A 16,086-nucleotide genomic window follows, 5' to 3' on the forward strand; every position below is an offset into this window, starting at 1 on the left:
GTCCTTGCTGCTCGCCGTTAGTCGGCCGTCGACACCGACTGCTGGCCCGCCGTAGCCAGCCGCCGGACGGCTGGCAGCGCGATGACGGCGATCGCGATTTCCAGCCCGCCGACCACGAGAAATGCCGTCAGATAGTCGGTTGAGGAGCCTACGACGCCGCCGATCAGGAACCCACTTAAAAAGCCGAGGCTGCCGAAGACGTTGAAGCCGCCCATCGCCACCCCGCGTTCGCCGGGGTCGACCAGATCGGTCACGAGCGCCATCGTCGCCGGAGCGACGAACGCCCCGGCCACGCCGACAAGCACCATCAGTCCCATCGCGAGCTCGACCGTTGTGGCCAGTCCAACCGCGATGATCGTCAGGCCGTAACCGATCGACCCGGCGACGACCGGGAGAAAGCGGCCGATCCGGTCCGACAGCGATCCAAGGGGATACTGCAGGAGGGCAAACGGGAAGAAGAACAGCGCCAGCGCGATCCCGACTCCCGCCGCATCGAGGTCGAACACGTCGCCGAAGTAGAACACGCCAACGAGCGAGAAGAACCCCGCCGTCAGCCGGTCGATAAATCCGAATGCGAATGGGACGCCGAGAGACGGGGTCGACCGAAGCGTCTCGATGGCGGCCCCGAGGTCGCGGCGGTCGGCTGCTGGCTGCGGTGCCGCGTCGTCGGCCTCTGCGATGGTATCGGAGACGGTCGCCGCCAGCAGGCCCGCCGCCGCCAGTACGGCCGCTCCGGCGTACACCGGCCCCACGGGATCGATCGCCGAGAGCTGGCCTCCGGTGACCGAGCCGATGGCCGCCCCGAGTCCGATCGCGATCCCCGCCGCACCCATATTCCGACCGTTGCCGCCCGAGAGATCCATCAGCATCGTGATTCCCAGCGAGAAGGCTCCGATGGTGAACGCGCCGCCGAGCAGCCGAACGAGGAGCGCGCCCCGAAAGCCGACGCCGAGTGTAGGCAGCGACGCCAACAGGAGGTAACTGGCCGCGCCGCCGATGGCTCCGGCGACCACGAGGGGGGTGCGTCGCCCCAGCGCGTCGCTGGCCGCGCCCCAGACCACAGCAAACGCGACGAAGGCTCCGAACTCGGCGACGAGGAACCACATCCCCGCCCGAATTTCGCCCGGCGCGCCGAGGGCGACGATCAGCCCATCGAGTCCAGGATACAGCAGTACCTGCGAGACCAGCACGGCCCAGACGACGACTCCCAGCCGGAGCCGGGGGCTGCCGAGGCGCGTCCGCAGTCGACCGATCGCTGGCCCGTCCATCTCGCTTCTACGAGAGTGTATGGGTCGGGGTCTTGAAAAAGGCCGTCTCGTAGCCCTCGTGGCGGGCGACCTGCGGCGGGGTCGTCACCTCGACTGTCACCGATTCCTCGCCGGTCACGCCGGGCGCGCTGACGCCGTAGTGGAAGCCGAGTTCCGGATCGAGTCCAGGAGCCAGCGAGTCCGCCAGCACTGTCTCGCCGCTGGCGTCATCGAGGGTCACATCGAGGCCCATATCCGGGACAACGAACTCGTTGTAGCGGGTCGCCGCCGTCACAGCGAGATACGGATCGGTACCGAAGCGGTCGGCCGAAAGCAGGCTCGCCCGGTAGCGGATGTCGTCGGCGGTCCCCTCACCCATCGCCGTCCCGCCCAGTTCGCGGGCGGTGCCCGTCGGCATCCCATCCATCGCCATCGGCTCGACCGCGCCCTCGTCGCCCGCCTGGTCGTACTCCGTAAAGTCGAGGTCGTTCCGGCCCGCCTCGCTGTACTCGAAGTCGATCTCGACCGTCTCGGGTGCGTCGAGTCGATTCTCGAAGTCGCCGAACCGGTCGGCGGTGACACTGCCGACAGTCACTGCGGCCGTGTAGCCGCCGTCGCCGTCGAGGTGGTAGTTGTCGCCGTAGTGGAACCCCATCCGCTGGGAGAGCATCGGGTAGATCGTCTCGCGTTCGTCGACGTCGTCGCCGCCCGTGACGGCGATGTCGACGCTCGAAACCGGGAGGACGACCCCAGTGTCGGCGTCCCAAACGTTGGCCATCAGGTGGACCGCGTCGTCGGCGTTGACCTCGAAGATTCGGGACTCGTAGCCGCCGTCGTCGCCCCGGAAAACGCGCCAAAAGCGGTGGGGGAATGTATACATCAGACTGACGCGCCGCCCGTCGCTGGTCGTGGCCATCCCGGCCATCTGCATCTGCTCGGTGTGGGTCGGCCAGTAGATCCGCTCGGGTCGCGGGTCGACCAGCGGTGGCTCCCGGCCGTAGGTCGTCTCGGCGGCCGACTCGAAGGCCTCGACACAGCCCGCGGCCGTCGCTGTGAGTCCCGCGGCCGTCGCTGCGAGAAACCGTCGTCTATCCATATTCGTCCTAAGTACTTCGACCTCATACGGATTCTGGTTCGACAGTCGAACCCCGACCGATGGCAGCCTCGATCTGTTCCCCTGCTGCTACTCCCAGTAGTCATCGACCGACTCCCCGGCGAGCCGAGCCCGGACGAACAGGTAGGCGAAATGCACCGGGACGTAGCCGAAAGCGAGGAGCCAGCCCTGTGGGTGTGAAACCAGCTCCCAGAACCGCTCTGCAGCGCCGACACCAACGCCGGGCGATACCGTTTCGAAGCCGGTAATCGATTCGATGGCCGGGCCGAAACCGGTAGTGAACACGAACAGATAGACACCGGCCACTCCGATAATTTCAAGCGACTGTCTATTACTCATCGTCTCTTCGGACAGTGAAGCGTAGTAGCTGATCCGGTATATCCGTGTGGAACGCCGACCGGTTCGGATCGGTTGATCAGAATCCATTTGGACGCTGACCGCCTACGGCGCCCATGGAGCTCCCGGGACCGAACGCCTCGCGTCGACGGTTTTTGAAAGCGGCCCTGGCGGTCGGCGGCGCGAGCGCGCTGTCGGCCTGTCTCGACCGGTTCGGCGACGAGCCGATCCCGCAAGGCGTCGACGATCCGACCACCCTCCCCGACCGGCAGTTCGCCTGGAACGACAGTCTCGACCGCGACGACGGCGGCAACGTCGTCCTCCCCGAGCATCACCTCTTTTTGTATGTACGGTACGACGGTGAGGCGAGCGACGGGATTCCGACCGCCACTGACCGCGACACGCTGGAAGCCGCTCTCCGAACCATCGAACGCGCCTTCGAGTGGAGCAACCGGGGCGTCGTGTTCGATCTCGGCTACTCGCCGCGCTACTTCGACCGCTTCGAGGCGCCGCTGCCCGATTCCATCGATCTCCCGCCGCCCACTCGACTCACGCCGGTCGACACGCCCACCCTCGACGACCAGGATGCCCTACTGCATCTCGCCTCGGACCGCTCGGACGCGCTCATGCGGATCGAGGAGACCCTCCTTGGAACGGGCGAGACGCTCAACGGCATCGAGGTCGCGGGGCGGCTCGGCGACGTGTTCGCGGTCGACGACCGCCGAACCGGATTCATCGGACCGGGGCTCCCGGCAGCGAATCAGGGGATCGGTGGAATTCCCGAAGACGGTCCCGTCCCCGAGGAGTCGCCCCTCTTTATGGGGTTCAAGGCCGGGTTCGCCGCCAATCAGGCCACCGAGGCGTACGTCACGATCCAGGAGGGCCCCTTTACTGGTGGGACGACCAAACACGTCGCCCGGATCCGCCAGCAGCTCGACAAGTGGTACGCCGAAAACAGCCACGACGAGATGGTGAGCAAGCTGTTCAGCCCCCGACTCGCCGAGGACGGAGCTGTCGAGGGCGTCGGCACCAATCTCGGTGACGACAGCGGCATCACTGAAGAAATCTACGAGCGGATCGACGAGACAGCCAGCGAGTTCGGCCTGGTTGGCCACGCCGAAAAGGCAGCCCGAGCCAATCGGGACAGCGAAGGGAACGTCCGGACACTGCGCCGCCACGTCGAGTCGACCGACAACGACAACGCCAGCCTGCAGTTCCCCTCCTATCAGCAAGGCATCGGGGAGTTCGAGGCCGTCCAGGAGGCGATGAACGGGACGGATCTCGTCGGCGACCACCCCGAGATCGACCCACGGGTCAAAAACGGGATCTTCCGCTACATTTTCGTGGAGAATCGGGGGAACTTCCTCGTGCCGCCGCGGTCGGTGCGGGCGTTTCCGACACCGACCGGATCGCCATAGACGGCTACAAGCTCGCGTCGATAGCGCTGCTCACGGTGTCGTAGCTTGCGGCCCCCTCCAAGAGCTGGCCGTCAACGACCGCCCCGGGCGTGCCGGGGACGCCGAGGTCCTCGCCAGCGGTCTGGTCGGCCTGTAGCACCCCGTCGTAGGTGCCGCCGTTGGCGTCGCTCAGTACCCGACAGGGATCGTCGCCCACCGATTCGGCGAGGTCGCCGATGACCTGCCAGGAGTACTCCGATTGGCTCTCGTAGGCCGCGCGTGCGAACTCGAAAAACGCCTCGTCACCGAGTTCCTTCTGGACGCTCCGGGCGGCGTTGGCCACCGGCTCGTTCCAGTCGCTGTTGACGACGAGGAAGTCGAACCGGCGGAACCGGACCTCGTCGCCCGCATACTCCTCTTCGAGTCGGACGAGATCATCCGTCGCGAAATCCGCACAGTGCGGACAGGCGAAATCCTCGAAGAGATCGACGGTGACCGCCGCCTCGTCGCTGCCGACGGTCGGCTGTGGTAGCTCGTCGACCGGATCACGGTCGGTCAGCTCACAGCTATGGGAGGTGTCGGCGGCTCCCGATCCGCCGCCACCGAGACAGCCCGCGACCCCAGTTCCGACCGTCACTGCGCCCGTCGCTGCGAGATACCGTCGCCGAGTCTGTTTCATATCTTCCCATAGGTGTGACAATATATATGCCCACTGACCTCCCCGCCGGTGGTGAGACCGACGCCACCCGAACCGGCCGCCACCCTCCGAAATGGCGATAGGACTATGGGGTATGTCGACAGAGAACAGTGTATGCCGACAGTCACGTTTCGCGGCCGGGAGATCGAGTGCACGGAAGGCGAAACGCTTCGGAACGTGCTCCAGCGGGCCGGGCTCTCGCCGCACAACGGGAAGGCCGAGACGTTCAACTGCAAGGGGTTTGCCTCCTGTGGTACCTGTGCGGTCGCCGTCGATGGCGAGGTCAGCGACGTCGGGATTCGGGAGAAGGGCCGACTGCTCGTCCCGCCGCACCACCCGAACTACGATCTGCGACTCTCCTGTCAGACGAAAGTAATGGGCGACGTTGCGGTCGAGAAGTATCCGGGCTACTGGGGGACGAAGATCGCCGATGGACCGCTGCCGCCGGTCGACGAGGGTGACGAGGCCGATGACGATGCCGATCCGGGGCCGAGCGAGACAGCCGCCGACTGAGTGTCGAACGGTTCGACTACTTCGGATACTGGTATTTATAAAACATTATCGACTGAATGCGAGACTGCGGGCGCGAGTCTTGCAAAGCGGTTCGATCAGTTTGAGTTGCTGTGATACCTCGGTGTAGGCGATTCACCGAATGTACTGCGGTGTCGAAACTAGCTAAATTCTCGTCTGGTGTTGAACCGGCGGTCTGGATAATTCCCGAGCGACCACACCACAGTGGAAAGAATGACGTAGCGACTGGTTTTCATATGGATATGGCAACCGTCTCGTCAGTTGCGTTGGGGGGCTTACAAGTAATCGCTTTGTTGGCCGCAGTGATCGTTGCTGGCTCAAGATTGTTGATCGCTGGACTGGGGCCAAATCACAGGGAAGATAGTAGGAACAATTGGCTTGCAAAACTCATTGCATATGGTGCGATTTTTTCACTTATTACGCTTTTCTCAGCTTCGATTCTATTTATTATTGGGTTAATGGGTGCGTATGGAATGCCCCCGCTGATAGATTTAGCATTTATTTTTCTACTACTCGGACTTGCAGCGTTCGGTGTTCCGATGGTACTACTTATCTATTATAAAAGCCAGCAAGGTAAGCTACCGTCGCTTGAACCGTCCCGCTAAATCTAACCTCTCAGTAAAGCAGTTGATCATCGCCGTCGACCATATATAAACTCCTGGCGGCGATGTTGACCGCGTGGTCGCCGACCCGCTCGATGTCCCGCACCGTCAGCAGGCCGCGGGAGGCGGCCGTCCGGGTAGCCTCCCGGTCGCCGTCGGTCCCCGAGAGCAGCGACCGAATGACCCGCTGGGTGGCCCGGTCGCAGGCCGAATCGAGGCCGTCGTCCCGTTCGGCGACCGCCCGGCAGGCCGCCGGATCGCCCGCTTCGTAGGCCTCGATTGCCGCCGCAACCATTGTGCCCGCATCGCTGCCGAGGGCTTCGACGTCGACCGCGGGATGTATCCCTTCGTGTCCGGCGCGGGTCCGGGCGGCGAGATTGGTTGCGAGATCGCCGATCCGTTCGAGATCGGTGCTGATCTTAAACGAGGCCGTAATCAGCCGGAGATCCGAGGCCACCGGCTGCTGGAGGGCGATCAGGTCCATACACTGGGCTTCGAGTTCGAGATACCGCTCGTTGATCTCGCTGTCGCCCGCCACCACCTCGTCGGCGAGCCAGCGGTCGCCGGTGGCGGCGGCTGTGAGGGCATCCTCATAGCGGTCGACGACCAACTCGGCCATCAGGATGACCTCGGTTTCGAGCCACGCCAGCCGCTCGCGGTAGTCGCTGCGGGACATCGCTTATCCGGCCGTGCCCATACTGTGGGTGTTCTCCTGGAGGCGGTCTCGGGAACCGATCAGGGCGGGTTCGCTGCTCGATTCCTCGCTCGTAACGGGAGAGTCCGACTGGTGGGTTGCCATAGGGATCAGGATACGTGCCGGGACGGCTCGTCGGCTGATCCTTCGGCAACCAGTCATAAATCGACTGCTAAGAGCGGTATCATCGGTTGGGGAGGCCACAGTAGCAATATATAGCCAGTGTGAACCCCGTCCCCGATGCCGACAGTATAACCCGGAGCCGAGACGTGGAGGCGACCGTCCCCGGTCGATCCCACCGTGTCGGTGTGAACCGTTAGCCGATTGTGTCGCGGTAGCCGCTGTCACGGCCAGCAAGGCGACCCGAACTGGGTGTCGAGGCGATGAGTGACCGCACTGACGCTGCCCTCATCGAATACGCAACTGACACGCACTGCGTGCTCTACGGCCGACCGGTTCGGCTACCACCGCGTTCGGGAGTCGATCTATATAGTTCTATATTGGTGTTGTGAGGGTATATACTACTCATAGCATCGTATTTTTATCCCGTATCAAAACAGAGTGGTGATGGCAGCTAACGACCACGGCCGTTCTCTCGACGCAGTATCGCGACGGAAGTTTCTCGTCGGTGCTGGCTCTGCCGGTGCCGTTGGCATCGCAGGCTGTACCAGCACCGGCGATGGCGGTCTCGGTGGCAGCGACGACGGGGGCGATGGTCTCTCCGGAGAGGTCATCGTTACCGGATCGAGTACGGTCTTTCCGGTCTCCGACGAGATTGCCCAGCGGTTCATGAGCGAAAACGGGAACGTCAACGTGACCGTCGACTCGACCGGCAGCGGTGGCGGCTTCGCCAACAACTTCTGTCCCGGCTCCTCGGACATCAACGGTGCCTCCCGACCGATCCAGGACGCCGAGGTCGAAGACTGTAGCGGAAACGATGTCGAACCTGTCGAATTCCAGATCGCGGGCGACGCCCTGACGATGGCGGTCAGCCCCGACAACGACTGGGTCGACAGCATGACCTTCGACGAGCTGGCCCAGATCTGGAGAGGCGACGACCCCGCCGAGACGTGGGCCGACATCAACTCGGAGTGGCCCGACGAAGAGTTCGAACTGTTCGGCCCCGACGATACCTCCGGGACGTTCGACTGGTTCACCGAGAACGTCGTCGGCGAGGCCGGCAGCCACCGCAGCGACTACGAGCCGACCGAGGACGACAACACGATCATCCAGGGCATCTCGAACAACGAGTACGCGATCGGCTACTTCGGCTACGCCTACTACCAGGAGAACCAAGACCAGCTCAAGGCGCTTGACATCGCCGAGACCGCCGACGATGAGCCGACCGCTCCGAGCCTCGAGGCCGCACAGGCTGGCGACTACCCGATGGCCCGGCCGCTGTACATCTACGCCAGCGCCGACTCGCTCAGCGAGAAAGACCAGGTCTACGCGTTCACCGAGTACTACCTCGAAAACTCCAGTGCGGAGTTCATCGCCGACGACATCGGCTACGTCCCCTCCAACCAAGAGCAAGTCGACGAGAACCTCTCGACGCTCGAAGAGTACGCCTAATCGGCCTGCGTCCGCTGATGTCCCCGCTGTCGAATCACGAATGAATTAAGCCTTCCACACAATACCTATGAGTCACCAATGAATGGCGAGTCAGCGTTGACGCGCGGTGCGACCGACCGCGACGTCAAAGAACGGCTGGTCGGTGTGTTGTTGTTTGCCTGTGCAGCACTGACCATATTCGTGACCGCAAGCATTCTGTTTACGCTTGCATACGACACAGTCACGTTCTTCGGGTTCGACGAAACGTCGGTCGTCGGCTTTCTGACCGAACTCGAATGGGAACCGAGAAACGGCTTTTACGGCGTCTGGCCGCTCGTGAGTTCGACGCTGATCGTTACGGTCGTCTCCGCGCTGGTCGCGATCCCGATCGGCACGGCGGCGGCCGTCTACCTCTCGGAGTATGCGAGCCCGAAGATGCGGTCGGTGATCAAACCCGCCCTCGAAATCCTCGCGGGGATCCCGACGGTCGTCTACGGCTACCTCGCGTTAGTCTACCTGACACCGTGGCTTCGAAGCATCGGCCTCCCGCTCGGGAGTTTCAACCTCCTCAGCGCGTCGATCATGGTCGGCATCCTCATCGTGCCGATGGTCTCGTCGCTCTCCGAGGACGCGATGAGCGCCGTGCCCGATTCGCTCCGACAGGCGGGCTACGGGCTCGGCGCGACCAAGTACGAAGTGTCGACGCGGATCGTTATCCCGGCGGCGGTCTCGGGGGTCTTTTCGTCGTACATCCTCGCCCTCTCGCGGGCGATCGGCGAGACGATGATCGTCGTCATGGCTGGCGGCCTCCAGACGAACCTGTTCGACCCGCTCGATCCGTTCGGCAGTTTGGCCGGCTCGGGCCGGACGATGACCGCCGCGATGGTCAACGCCGTCACGAGTGACGCCACCGGTGGCTCGCCGGAGTACTACAGCATGTTCGCCATCGGCCTCTCGCTTTTCGCAATCACGTTCCTCATGAATCTCGCAAGCAACCGCATCGCCGCCCGCTACCGTGAGGTGTACCAATGATCGATCGACACCCCCGACACACAGATGAGGTGAGCCTCTAATGGCCAGCGAAACACCGAGCTCCGGGACGTGGTTCGGCTCCGCGGAGAAGGTCGGTCGACTCCGTGGCCGCATCTTCAAGTGGACCTGTCTCGGTGCGACCGTGCTCACCCTGGCGTTGATGCTCGTCTTCCTGCTGTACGTCGCAAACGACGCGTTCAGGCCGTTTTCGGCCGATCCCGGCTGGCTCGCAACGATGGGGCTCACGGTCGTCGTTCCCATCGCCCTGCTCGCGGGCTACTACTACCGCCGCGACCGGTCGGCTGGCCAGGTCGCCTACACGGCTCTCGGTTTGCCCGTGTTGGTCGCGCTTGCCTCCGGCGGTCTCTGGCTGCTGTTCCGCCACATTGTCTCGCCGCGCGAATGGTTCGTGTTGGTCGTCTCGATCGTCGTTGCAGGCGGTCTCGTCGTCGGCCACTCGCGTGTGCGACACGACGCCGTTACCGAGCGACTCGTGGTGACGGTGCTCGTGCCGCTGCTTGTGGTCGTCGGGATTCCGACGGTCCTCCCCGGCCTCGGTCAGTTCCTGTATCTCCTGCCGGTCTTGCCGAACGCGCTGTTCTCGCTGATACTCGGGTTCGTCCTGCCGGTCGCGGCGATCGTCGGCTGGCGCGTGCGAGCCGTTCGCGACGCCGACCGTGACGGCGCTATCGCCGCCGGGATCACCGTCGCCGGCGGGCTCGCCGGACTGGGCCTCGGTCCACTGGTCGGTATCCATCCGACGAGTTGGTTCGTCTTCGCCGCGCCGATCGTCGGCGCGCTCGTCGTCTACGTCGAACACGTCGTCCGCAACGACAAGGGCCTCTCGGGGCTCGCGTTCCCCGTCGTCGTCGTTGCTGGCGTCTTCGCCGGACTGGCCGTCACCCAACTGCTCGGCTTTGCCGGTCCCGACGCGTGGCTCAATATGGATTTCCTGACCAGTGCTCACGACACCGATCCCTCCGAAGCCGGGATCTATCCGACGCTCGTCGGCTCGGTGCTCATTCTCCTCGTGATCGTGCTCTCGGCGTTTCCGGTCGGGATCGGTGCGGCCATCTACCTCGAAGAGTATGCCACCTCACAGGGTCGCTTCGGGACCGTGATGGAGCTGATTCAGGTCAACATCGCCAACCTCGCGGGTGTCCCCTCGATCGTCTACGGTGTGCTCGGACTGGCGATCTTCATCAACCTCATCGGGATGGGCCGTGGGACGGCGGTCGTCGCTGGCTTCACCGTCGGCCTGTTGATCCTCCCGATCGTCATCATCTCGACCCAGGAGGCGATCCGAGCGGTTCCCGACTCCCACCGACAGGCCTCCTATGCGATGGGTGCGACCAAGTGGCAGACGGTCAGAAACGTCGTCCTGCCCGAATCGCTCGCCGGGATCTTCACCGGGACGATCCTCGCGCTCGGCCGGGCGATCGGCGAGACCGCACCGCTGCTGATGATCGGTATCCCGGCGACCGTTCGCATCGCACCGGACTCGTTTTTGAGTCGGACCGGTGCAATGCCGAGACAGATCTTCTCGTGGTCGACCCAAATCACCACCGAGTTCCGATACGGCGTGCTCGCGGCGGGTGTCGTGACGCTGCTGGTCGTGCTGTTGACGATGAACGCCGCGGCGATCGTGCTCCGAAACCGCTCACAACAGACCCAATAACCATGACCCCTACTGACCCCTCACCGGATCGAAACCAGAGACGAGTCGCAACCGACGGCGGCGTCTCGACCACAGATGACGCCGAATCGACGTCCGACCCAACAGAAGCCGACGGCGACTCAGAGAAACTCGTCGACGTGTCGTCGTCGTTTACCGTCTCGGACGATGACGAGGATCGACCGCAGGCGGCTGAGACCGCCATCGAAACACGCGACCTCGACGTCTACTACGGCGACGAGCAGGCACTCCAGTCGGTTTCGATGGAGATTCCCGAAAAGCAGGTCACCGCACTCATCGGTCCCTCGGGCTGCGGCAAATCGACGTTCCTCCGGTGTCTCAACCGGATGAACGACCTCATCGATATCGCCAATGTCGACGGTGAGGTGCGCTTCGAGGGGAAAAACATCTACGACGAGGACGTCGATCCGGTCGCCCTGCGGCGGAAGATCGGCATGGTGTTTCAACAGCCCAACCCGTTCCCCAAGTCGATCTACGACAACGTCGCCTTCGGCCTCGAAGTCCAGGACGAGGCGGTCACCGACGAAACCGTCCGGCGTGCGCTCGAACGGGCCGCCCTGCTTGAGGAGGTCGACGGGCGACTCGACGAGTCGGGGCTCGAACTCTCCGGCGGCCAACAGCAGCGACTCTGTATCGCCCGTGCCATCGCGCCCGACCCTGAGGTGATTCTGATGGACGAGCCCGCGAGCGCACTCGACCCGGTCGCCACCTCGAAGATCGAGGATCTGATCGCCGATCTCTCCGAGGAGTACACCGTCATCATCGTTACGCACAACATGCAGCAGGCTGCCCGGATCTCGGATAAAACGGCGGTCTTCCTGACCGGCGGCGAGCTCGTGGAGTACGACGACACCAAAGATATCTTCGAGAACCCCGACAACCAGCGCGTCGAAGACTACATCACCGGCAAGTTCGGCTGATTGCTCGGCGGCTGGTGGTTTCGCAGGGCTCGGTCGGTTTCGAGCCACTGAGCGAACGAATCGTGTGCTGTCCGCGTCTCTTCTGTGAGTGTACTCACGACATCTGTGAGGCTACATCCGTCGAGATGTTCTTGATCGTCAGTTGCTAGTCCAGCTGGCGGAGCCAAATCTGTTCCACCCTGTTGGGGTCATCTACAGAAACATACCGTTCCTGAATCTATATAGTAGTACGTACGTTATGTTTTATCACAGATTATCTATTGGCGCAAACTGCGCTAAAATCGCTTCTCGAACGCTATTTCTCTGATATTCGAGACTATGTTGATATTCGTATGACTACATATATGAGTACATTTATCACGTATCTCACGTGACTGTATGGTATGGAGACGCGGAAAGTCCAAGTGACAGGTGGGTCGACCTACACCGTCTCGATTCCGAAATCGTGGGCCAACGACAACGGGGTGAGCGCGGGGAGCACCGTCGAGTTCTACCCGGAGGGTGATTCACTCTTTATGACACCTGCGGGTGCCGACGAGCGAACCGAGGGAACGCTGGATATCACGAACCTGATGGGGACCGAACTGATTCGCGCGGTGACGACGATGTACGTCAGCGGCTTCGACATTATCCGGCTGGAAAGCGCCCGAATCTCCAACGACCAGCGGCGGACGATCCGGGAGGCCACCCAGAGTCTCGTCGGCCTCGAAGTCTTGGAGGAGACCAAAGGCGAGATCGTCATCCGGGACCTGTTGGACTCCTCGGAGCTATCGATCCACAACGCGGTCACGCGGATGCGACTCATCGCGTCGTCGATGCTCGAAGACGCCCTGCTGGCGCTGCGGGATCTCGACCGGGATCTGGCCCACGACGTGATCCAGCGCGACGACGACGTCGACCGGCTGTGGATGGTCGTCTCGCGGATCTTCCGGGCCACGCTCCGAACCCCCAAGGCGACCGAAGAGCTCGGGCTGCCGCGGGAGGTCTGTTTCGACTATCATTCCAGCGCCCGCCAACTGGAGCGGATCGGCGACCACGCGACCAAGATCGCCCACATCTCCCTGGACATCGAACAGGAGGTCCCCGAGGAGGCGCTGGACGCCATCGACGAGCTCCATTCGGAGGTCGTCACCGTCATCGACGGCGGGATGGACGCGCTGTTCACCGACGACAGCGAGGAGGCCACCCGGCTGGCCAACGACGTTCGGGAGCGCGTCCGTGACGTCGATGCGACCGCCCGCGGGATCGACGAACTGCTCCGTGAACTCGATCCGGCACGGGCCCAGCTGGTCGGCCGGATCGTCGATTCCGTCTCGCGGACCGCCGACTACGGCGGCAACATCGCCGAGACTGCCCTCCAGAAGGCCGCCCCCACCCCCGGCTCGTCGTCGACCCACGACTGAGGCCGGTCGACGACAGACCCGCTATTACTTCGTGGTGTCGTCCGGCGGCGCTTTCGGCGGGAGATAGAAGGAGACCGTGTTCCCTGTCGCGTCGTTTGGCTGTCGTCTCGGTATACTCGTCGAGGGCTTCGATCTCCAACATTAGCCTTGTCTACCATCCGGAGCTCGATATTCGAGATGGGGATGACGGTCCCGACACAAGAATACACCAACACGGTCAGGACGGGTGTACCTCAGAATGGTTCGTACTGGATCTGTGCGCCGTCTTCCGTGATAACTTCCTCGATGCGTTTCGCAACTTGCTGGCTTCGTCATCGTCGCCATCGTAATCAACGCGGGATGACTAGTACCGAGCCTGATCGCGAAGCAGTGGCTTCACTATTTCTGATATTATTAAACAAATAAAAGAACGCTTCCCAATACTGCTACCCCCGCGATAGTATATGACACCGTCTTTTTTGAAACGTTATGCGCAAATCTCCATCCGATAACCTGTGAGAAAATGTATGGGACTCCAATGGTGATAAACGGGTAAAAAGCAGGGGTATTACCCTGAAAAACATGGCCTAAGGCCGTACTTATACTAATCAAGATACCGCTAGCCAACCCAGCCCCAATAGCTGTAATAGGAGCGATTCCAAAATAGATCAGCAGAGGAACGGTCAGTGCTGGTCCACCAATACCAGTGAGACCTGCAATTACTCCAATCAACGAGCTACTGAGCGTGATTTTTACTAAAATTTGAGCCGTTCTCCATTCCAGCGCATATTCTGAAGGGGATGATGATGAGTGACGCTGTTGGTACACAATACCGATCGTAGTGAGTAATAGGATTCCAGCCAATATTGTTTCGAATACGTGAACCGGGAGCTTCGGAGTAACTTGCGCGCCAATACGTGTCCCAATAAGTGCTGGAACCCCGACAGAAGCAGCCAAAAGCCAGTCGATCCCGTCACTATAATAGTAAAGCCCAGTCGCAGTTATCGTTGCAATCACAAAGATACTACTTGCGGTCGCAGCAGCGACTGGCGGTGACAGAGCAATGCCAAGATTTAGCAGGAGTAGTACTGGTACGCCTCCCGGACCACCAATTCCACCAATACTTCCACTTATCACTCCGATAGCAGCCATTAAAATAATTAATTCCACAAATTACACATCCATAGTCGCAATTTGTTCAGATTATAATGTTATGTTTTCTGCCAGCTCCGACAGATCTGACACGACATGGTCAACATCTACCTCACCCTGCCGAATATCTACATGACTAGTAACTCCAGTCATTGGTAATATTGTCGTCATCCCTGCCTGGTTACCCATCTTGATATCTGTCTCAAGACGATCTCCAATCATCAAACACTGTTCTGGATCGGTGTCCAATCGATTCAAAGCCATCTGAAGGATTACGTTTGAGGGCTTTCCGATCAATTGATCCAATTCACGGCCGGTTACCCCCTCAATTGCACCAATCATTCCTGCTGCATCAGGTATTTCTCCGTTATCAATAGGACAGGTCTGGTCTGGGTTTGTCGCAACGAATATTGTACCCTTCTCGCTTAGTACAGTCAATGCATCTTGGAGGACTTGATAGTCGAAGTCGAAATCAATTGATGCAATTAAAACATTAGCCCTTTGCGGTGAGGTTGTTGTTTGTACTCCCGCATAGTGTAGTTCCTCCACCAATGCTTTCTCCCCAACGACGTAGACTTCAGCTTCTGAATGATTCTGGGACAAATAATCTGCTGATGCAGTAGCGGAGGTTATAATTTCATCAGGATTACAACCCACTCCCAAATCATTGAGCTTATCACAATACTTTTCACGCCTATCAATTGGCTTGTTTGTGACAAATAAAATTTGGATCCCAGCCTCACGAAGTGTTTTTATCCCCTCCGCTGCGTTGGGAATTAGTGATTTTCCTCGATATACCGTCCCATCAAGATCGACTATTGCAGCATTATATGTCATGAATCCAACCCAATAACTAGGGGTCCTGATTTTATTTTGTGCCGATGCTTGCCGCGCTCAAATTGGTTTATTACCAACATACCCTGCAAGGTACGAGATATGTGTATTAATATTTTTGCTATTCATTCATAATACTATATAGCGAATTATATTGAATAAACAACCTATAGATTAAATATAACTTTGACACAAAAATTTATTAACACTGATTGCTATTTTGACTTATGTCGACTCCTGTGGCAATAGATATTGACGGCACTATGACCCAACCAGACGGTGGAATTGATCCTAAGTTGTTTGACATTCTCCATGACTGGCCAGAACCTGTTGTTATAGCTACTGGAAAAGCATTTCCGTACCCTGTAGCCCTCTGTGAATTTATTGGGATACCGACTCAAGTCGTCGCTGAAAATGGTGGCGTCGCCTGCACTGATGACTCCGTCGCTATTCTCGGTGACGGGAAAGCTGCTCGAAACGCCGTTTATTCGTTCGAATCTGCTGGTTACGACATCCAGCGTGGAGACAATGATCTTCACAACCGATGGCGGGAAACAGAAGTTTCTGTCGCAACTACTGTCGATGTCAGTGTACTGTCCGAGTTCGCGGAAGCACATGGACAAACAGTTGTCGACACCGGTTATTCCTACCATGTCAAATCACCGAGCATCTCGAAAGCTGGTGGGCTCGCGTACGTAGCTGAGGAATTAGGGCTTGAAACGACTGACTTCGTCGCAATCGGTGACTCGGAGAACGACTCTGAAATGTTTGATGTGTGTAAATACTCATTTTCTGTGGCTAATTGTGATGCATCTGCAGAAGCAGCTGCTGATGAGGTTACTGATAGTCCCTTCTCTGCAGGGACCATCGAAGCACTCGATATCCTCTGTTCGGATTGATT

Annotated in this window: 16 protein-coding genes; 9 read left to right on the forward strand and 7 right to left on the reverse strand. The window is 60.2% G+C overall.

Translation table 11 applies throughout. The features are described 5' to 3' along the window. Window positions 1-17 precede the first annotated feature (17 nt). The 3 genes from NO877_RS01440 to NO877_RS01450 form a co-directional block, all read right to left on the reverse strand. The gene (locus tag NO877_RS01440; RefSeq protein WP_321169419.1) at window positions 18-1,268 is read right to left on the reverse strand and encodes an MFS transporter; all 1,251 of its coding nucleotides are present in this window, start codon (window positions 1,266-1,268) and stop codon (window positions 18-20) included. Between the two features lie 7 nt (window positions 1,269-1,275). Next, the gene (locus NO877_RS01445) at window positions 1,276-2,343 is read right to left on the reverse strand and encodes a DUF7350 domain-containing protein (protein ID WP_256394515.1); all 1,068 of its coding nucleotides are present in this window, start codon (window positions 2,341-2,343) and stop codon (window positions 1,276-1,278) included. Between the two features lie 87 nt (window positions 2,344-2,430). Beyond that, window positions 2,431-2,700 carry a hypothetical protein gene (locus NO877_RS01450; RefSeq protein ID WP_256394516.1) on the reverse strand — a complete coding sequence of 90 codons (270 nt, stop codon included), beginning with the start codon at window positions 2,698-2,700 and terminating at the stop codon, window positions 2,431-2,433. A gap of 113 nt (window positions 2,701-2,813) precedes the next feature. On the opposite strand from NO877_RS01450, the gene NO877_RS01455 reads away from it, so the two are divergent. Then, a complete protein-coding gene (locus tag NO877_RS01455; protein ID WP_256394517.1) occupies window positions 2,814-4,115 on the forward strand; it encodes a DUF7405 family protein in 1,302 nt (433 codons plus the stop codon). Between the two features lie 4 nt (window positions 4,116-4,119). Here the strand turns inward: NO877_RS01455 and NO877_RS01460 are convergent, their stop codons facing one another. Next, window positions 4,120-4,773, reverse strand: a complete 654-nt coding sequence (locus NO877_RS01460) for a DsbA family protein (protein ID WP_256394518.1) — start codon at window positions 4,771-4,773, stop codon at window positions 4,120-4,122. Between the two features lie 132 nt (window positions 4,774-4,905). Here NO877_RS01460 and NO877_RS01465 point away from each other — a divergent pair, with 132 nt between their 5' ends. After that, a complete protein-coding gene (locus NO877_RS01465; RefSeq protein ID WP_256394519.1) occupies window positions 4,906-5,304 on the forward strand; it encodes a 2Fe-2S iron-sulfur cluster-binding protein in 399 nt (132 codons plus the stop codon). 260 nt (window positions 5,305-5,564) lie between these two features. Continuing rightward, a complete protein-coding gene (locus NO877_RS01470) occupies window positions 5,565-5,927 on the forward strand; it encodes a hypothetical protein (RefSeq protein ID WP_256394520.1) in 363 nt (120 codons plus the stop codon). Window positions 5,928-5,937: 10 nt separating this feature from the next. Here NO877_RS01470 and phoU read toward each other — a convergent pair whose 3' ends face one another. Then, on the reverse strand, window positions 5,938-6,600 hold the full coding sequence (gene phoU / locus NO877_RS01475; RefSeq protein ID WP_256394521.1) for a phosphate signaling complex protein PhoU: 663 nt from the start codon (window positions 6,598-6,600) through the stop codon (window positions 5,938-5,940). 585 nt (window positions 6,601-7,185) lie between these two features. Here phoU and NO877_RS01480 point away from each other — a divergent pair. The 5 genes from NO877_RS01480 to NO877_RS01500 all read left to right on the forward strand — a co-directional run bounded on the left by NO877_RS01480 (window position 7,186) and on the right by NO877_RS01500 (window position 13,220). Beyond that, window positions 7,186-8,190 carry a PstS family phosphate ABC transporter substrate-binding protein gene (locus NO877_RS01480; RefSeq protein WP_256394522.1) on the forward strand — a complete coding sequence of 335 codons (1,005 nt, stop codon included), beginning with the start codon at window positions 7,186-7,188 and terminating at the stop codon, window positions 8,188-8,190. Window positions 8,191-8,268: 78 nt separating this feature from the next. Continuing rightward, complete coding sequence (gene pstC, locus NO877_RS01485; RefSeq protein ID WP_256394523.1) at window positions 8,269-9,201, forward strand: phosphate ABC transporter permease subunit PstC; 933 nt, start codon at window positions 8,269-8,271, stop codon at window positions 9,199-9,201. A gap of 40 nt (window positions 9,202-9,241) precedes the next feature. Further along, a complete protein-coding gene (gene pstA / locus NO877_RS01490) occupies window positions 9,242-10,879 on the forward strand; it encodes a phosphate ABC transporter permease PstA (protein WP_256394524.1) in 1,638 nt (545 codons plus the stop codon). 2 nt (window positions 10,880-10,881) lie between these two features. Next, the gene (pstB, locus tag NO877_RS01495) at window positions 10,882-11,817 is read left to right on the forward strand and encodes a phosphate ABC transporter ATP-binding protein PstB (RefSeq protein WP_256394525.1); all 936 of its coding nucleotides are present in this window, start codon (window positions 10,882-10,884) and stop codon (window positions 11,815-11,817) included. 383 nt (window positions 11,818-12,200) lie between these two features. Then, complete coding sequence (locus tag NO877_RS01500; protein ID WP_256394526.1) at window positions 12,201-13,220, forward strand: phosphate signaling complex PhoU family protein; 1,020 nt, start codon at window positions 12,201-12,203, stop codon at window positions 13,218-13,220. Between the two features lie 393 nt (window positions 13,221-13,613). Here the strand turns inward: NO877_RS01500 and NO877_RS01505 are convergent, their stop codons facing one another. Both NO877_RS01505 and NO877_RS01510 read right to left on the reverse strand, forming a co-directional pair. After that, window positions 13,614-14,369, reverse strand: coding sequence for a sulfite exporter TauE/SafE family protein (locus NO877_RS01505; protein ID WP_256394527.1), 756 nt, complete (start codon window positions 14,367-14,369; stop codon window positions 13,614-13,616). Window positions 14,370-14,402: 33 nt separating this feature from the next. After that, complete coding sequence (locus NO877_RS01510; protein WP_256394528.1) at window positions 14,403-15,188, reverse strand: HAD-IIA family hydrolase; 786 nt, start codon at window positions 15,186-15,188, stop codon at window positions 14,403-14,405. A 224-nt stretch (window positions 15,189-15,412) separates the two neighbouring features. Here NO877_RS01510 and NO877_RS01515 point away from each other — a divergent pair, with 224 nt between their 5' ends. After that, window positions 15,413-16,084, forward strand: a complete 672-nt coding sequence (locus tag NO877_RS01515; protein ID WP_256394529.1) for a phosphoglycolate phosphatase — start codon at window positions 15,413-15,415, stop codon at window positions 16,082-16,084. The last annotated feature ends 2 nt before the right edge of the window (window positions 16,085-16,086 follow it).

Origin of the sequence: Halohasta litorea (genome assembly GCF_024494645.1) — an archaeon.
GTDB lineage: Archaea > Halobacteriota > Halobacteria > Halobacteriales > Haloferacaceae > Halohasta > Halohasta litorea.

Bases quoted from the DNA above. Each gene is read 5' to 3' on its own strand.
- NO877_RS01510 (WP_256394528.1), bottom strand. From the start codon at position 15,188: ATGACATATAATGCTGCAATAGTCGATCTTGATGGGACGGTATATCGA.
- pstC (WP_256394523.1), top strand. From the start codon at position 8,269: ATGAATGGCGAGTCAGCGTTGACGCGCGGTGCGACCGACCGCGACGTC.
- NO877_RS01480 (WP_256394522.1), top strand. From the start codon at position 7,186: ATGGCAGCTAACGACCACGGCCGTTCTCTCGACGCAGTATCGCGACGG.
- NO877_RS01450 (WP_256394516.1), bottom strand. From the start codon at position 2,700: ATGAGTAATAGACAGTCGCTTGAAATTATCGGAGTGGCCGGTGTCTAT.
- NO877_RS01440 (WP_321169419.1), bottom strand. From the start codon at position 1,268: ATGGACGGGCCAGCGATCGGTCGACTGCGGACGCGCCTCGGCAGCCCC.
- NO877_RS01455 (WP_256394517.1), top strand. From the start codon at position 2,814: ATGGAGCTCCCGGGACCGAACGCCTCGCGTCGACGGTTTTTGAAAGCG.
- phoU (WP_256394521.1), bottom strand. From the start codon at position 6,600: ATGTCCCGCAGCGACTACCGCGAGCGGCTGGCGTGGCTCGAAACCGAG.
- NO877_RS01515 (WP_256394529.1), top strand. From the start codon at position 15,413: ATGTCGACTCCTGTGGCAATAGATATTGACGGCACTATGACCCAACCA.
- NO877_RS01500 (WP_256394526.1), top strand. From the start codon at position 12,201: ATGGAGACGCGGAAAGTCCAAGTGACAGGTGGGTCGACCTACACCGTC.
- NO877_RS01460 (WP_256394518.1), bottom strand. From the start codon at position 4,773: ATGAAACAGACTCGGCGACGGTATCTCGCAGCGACGGGCGCAGTGACG.
- pstB (WP_256394525.1), top strand. From the start codon at position 10,882: ATGACCCCTACTGACCCCTCACCGGATCGAAACCAGAGACGAGTCGCA.
- NO877_RS01470 (WP_256394520.1), top strand. From the start codon at position 5,565: ATGGCAACCGTCTCGTCAGTTGCGTTGGGGGGCTTACAAGTAATCGCT.
- NO877_RS01445 (WP_256394515.1), bottom strand. From the start codon at position 2,343: ATGGATAGACGACGGTTTCTCGCAGCGACGGCCGCGGGACTCACAGCG.
- NO877_RS01465 (WP_256394519.1), top strand. From the start codon at position 4,906: ATGCCGACAGTCACGTTTCGCGGCCGGGAGATCGAGTGCACGGAAGGC.
- pstA (WP_256394524.1), top strand. From the start codon at position 9,242: ATGGCCAGCGAAACACCGAGCTCCGGGACGTGGTTCGGCTCCGCGGAG.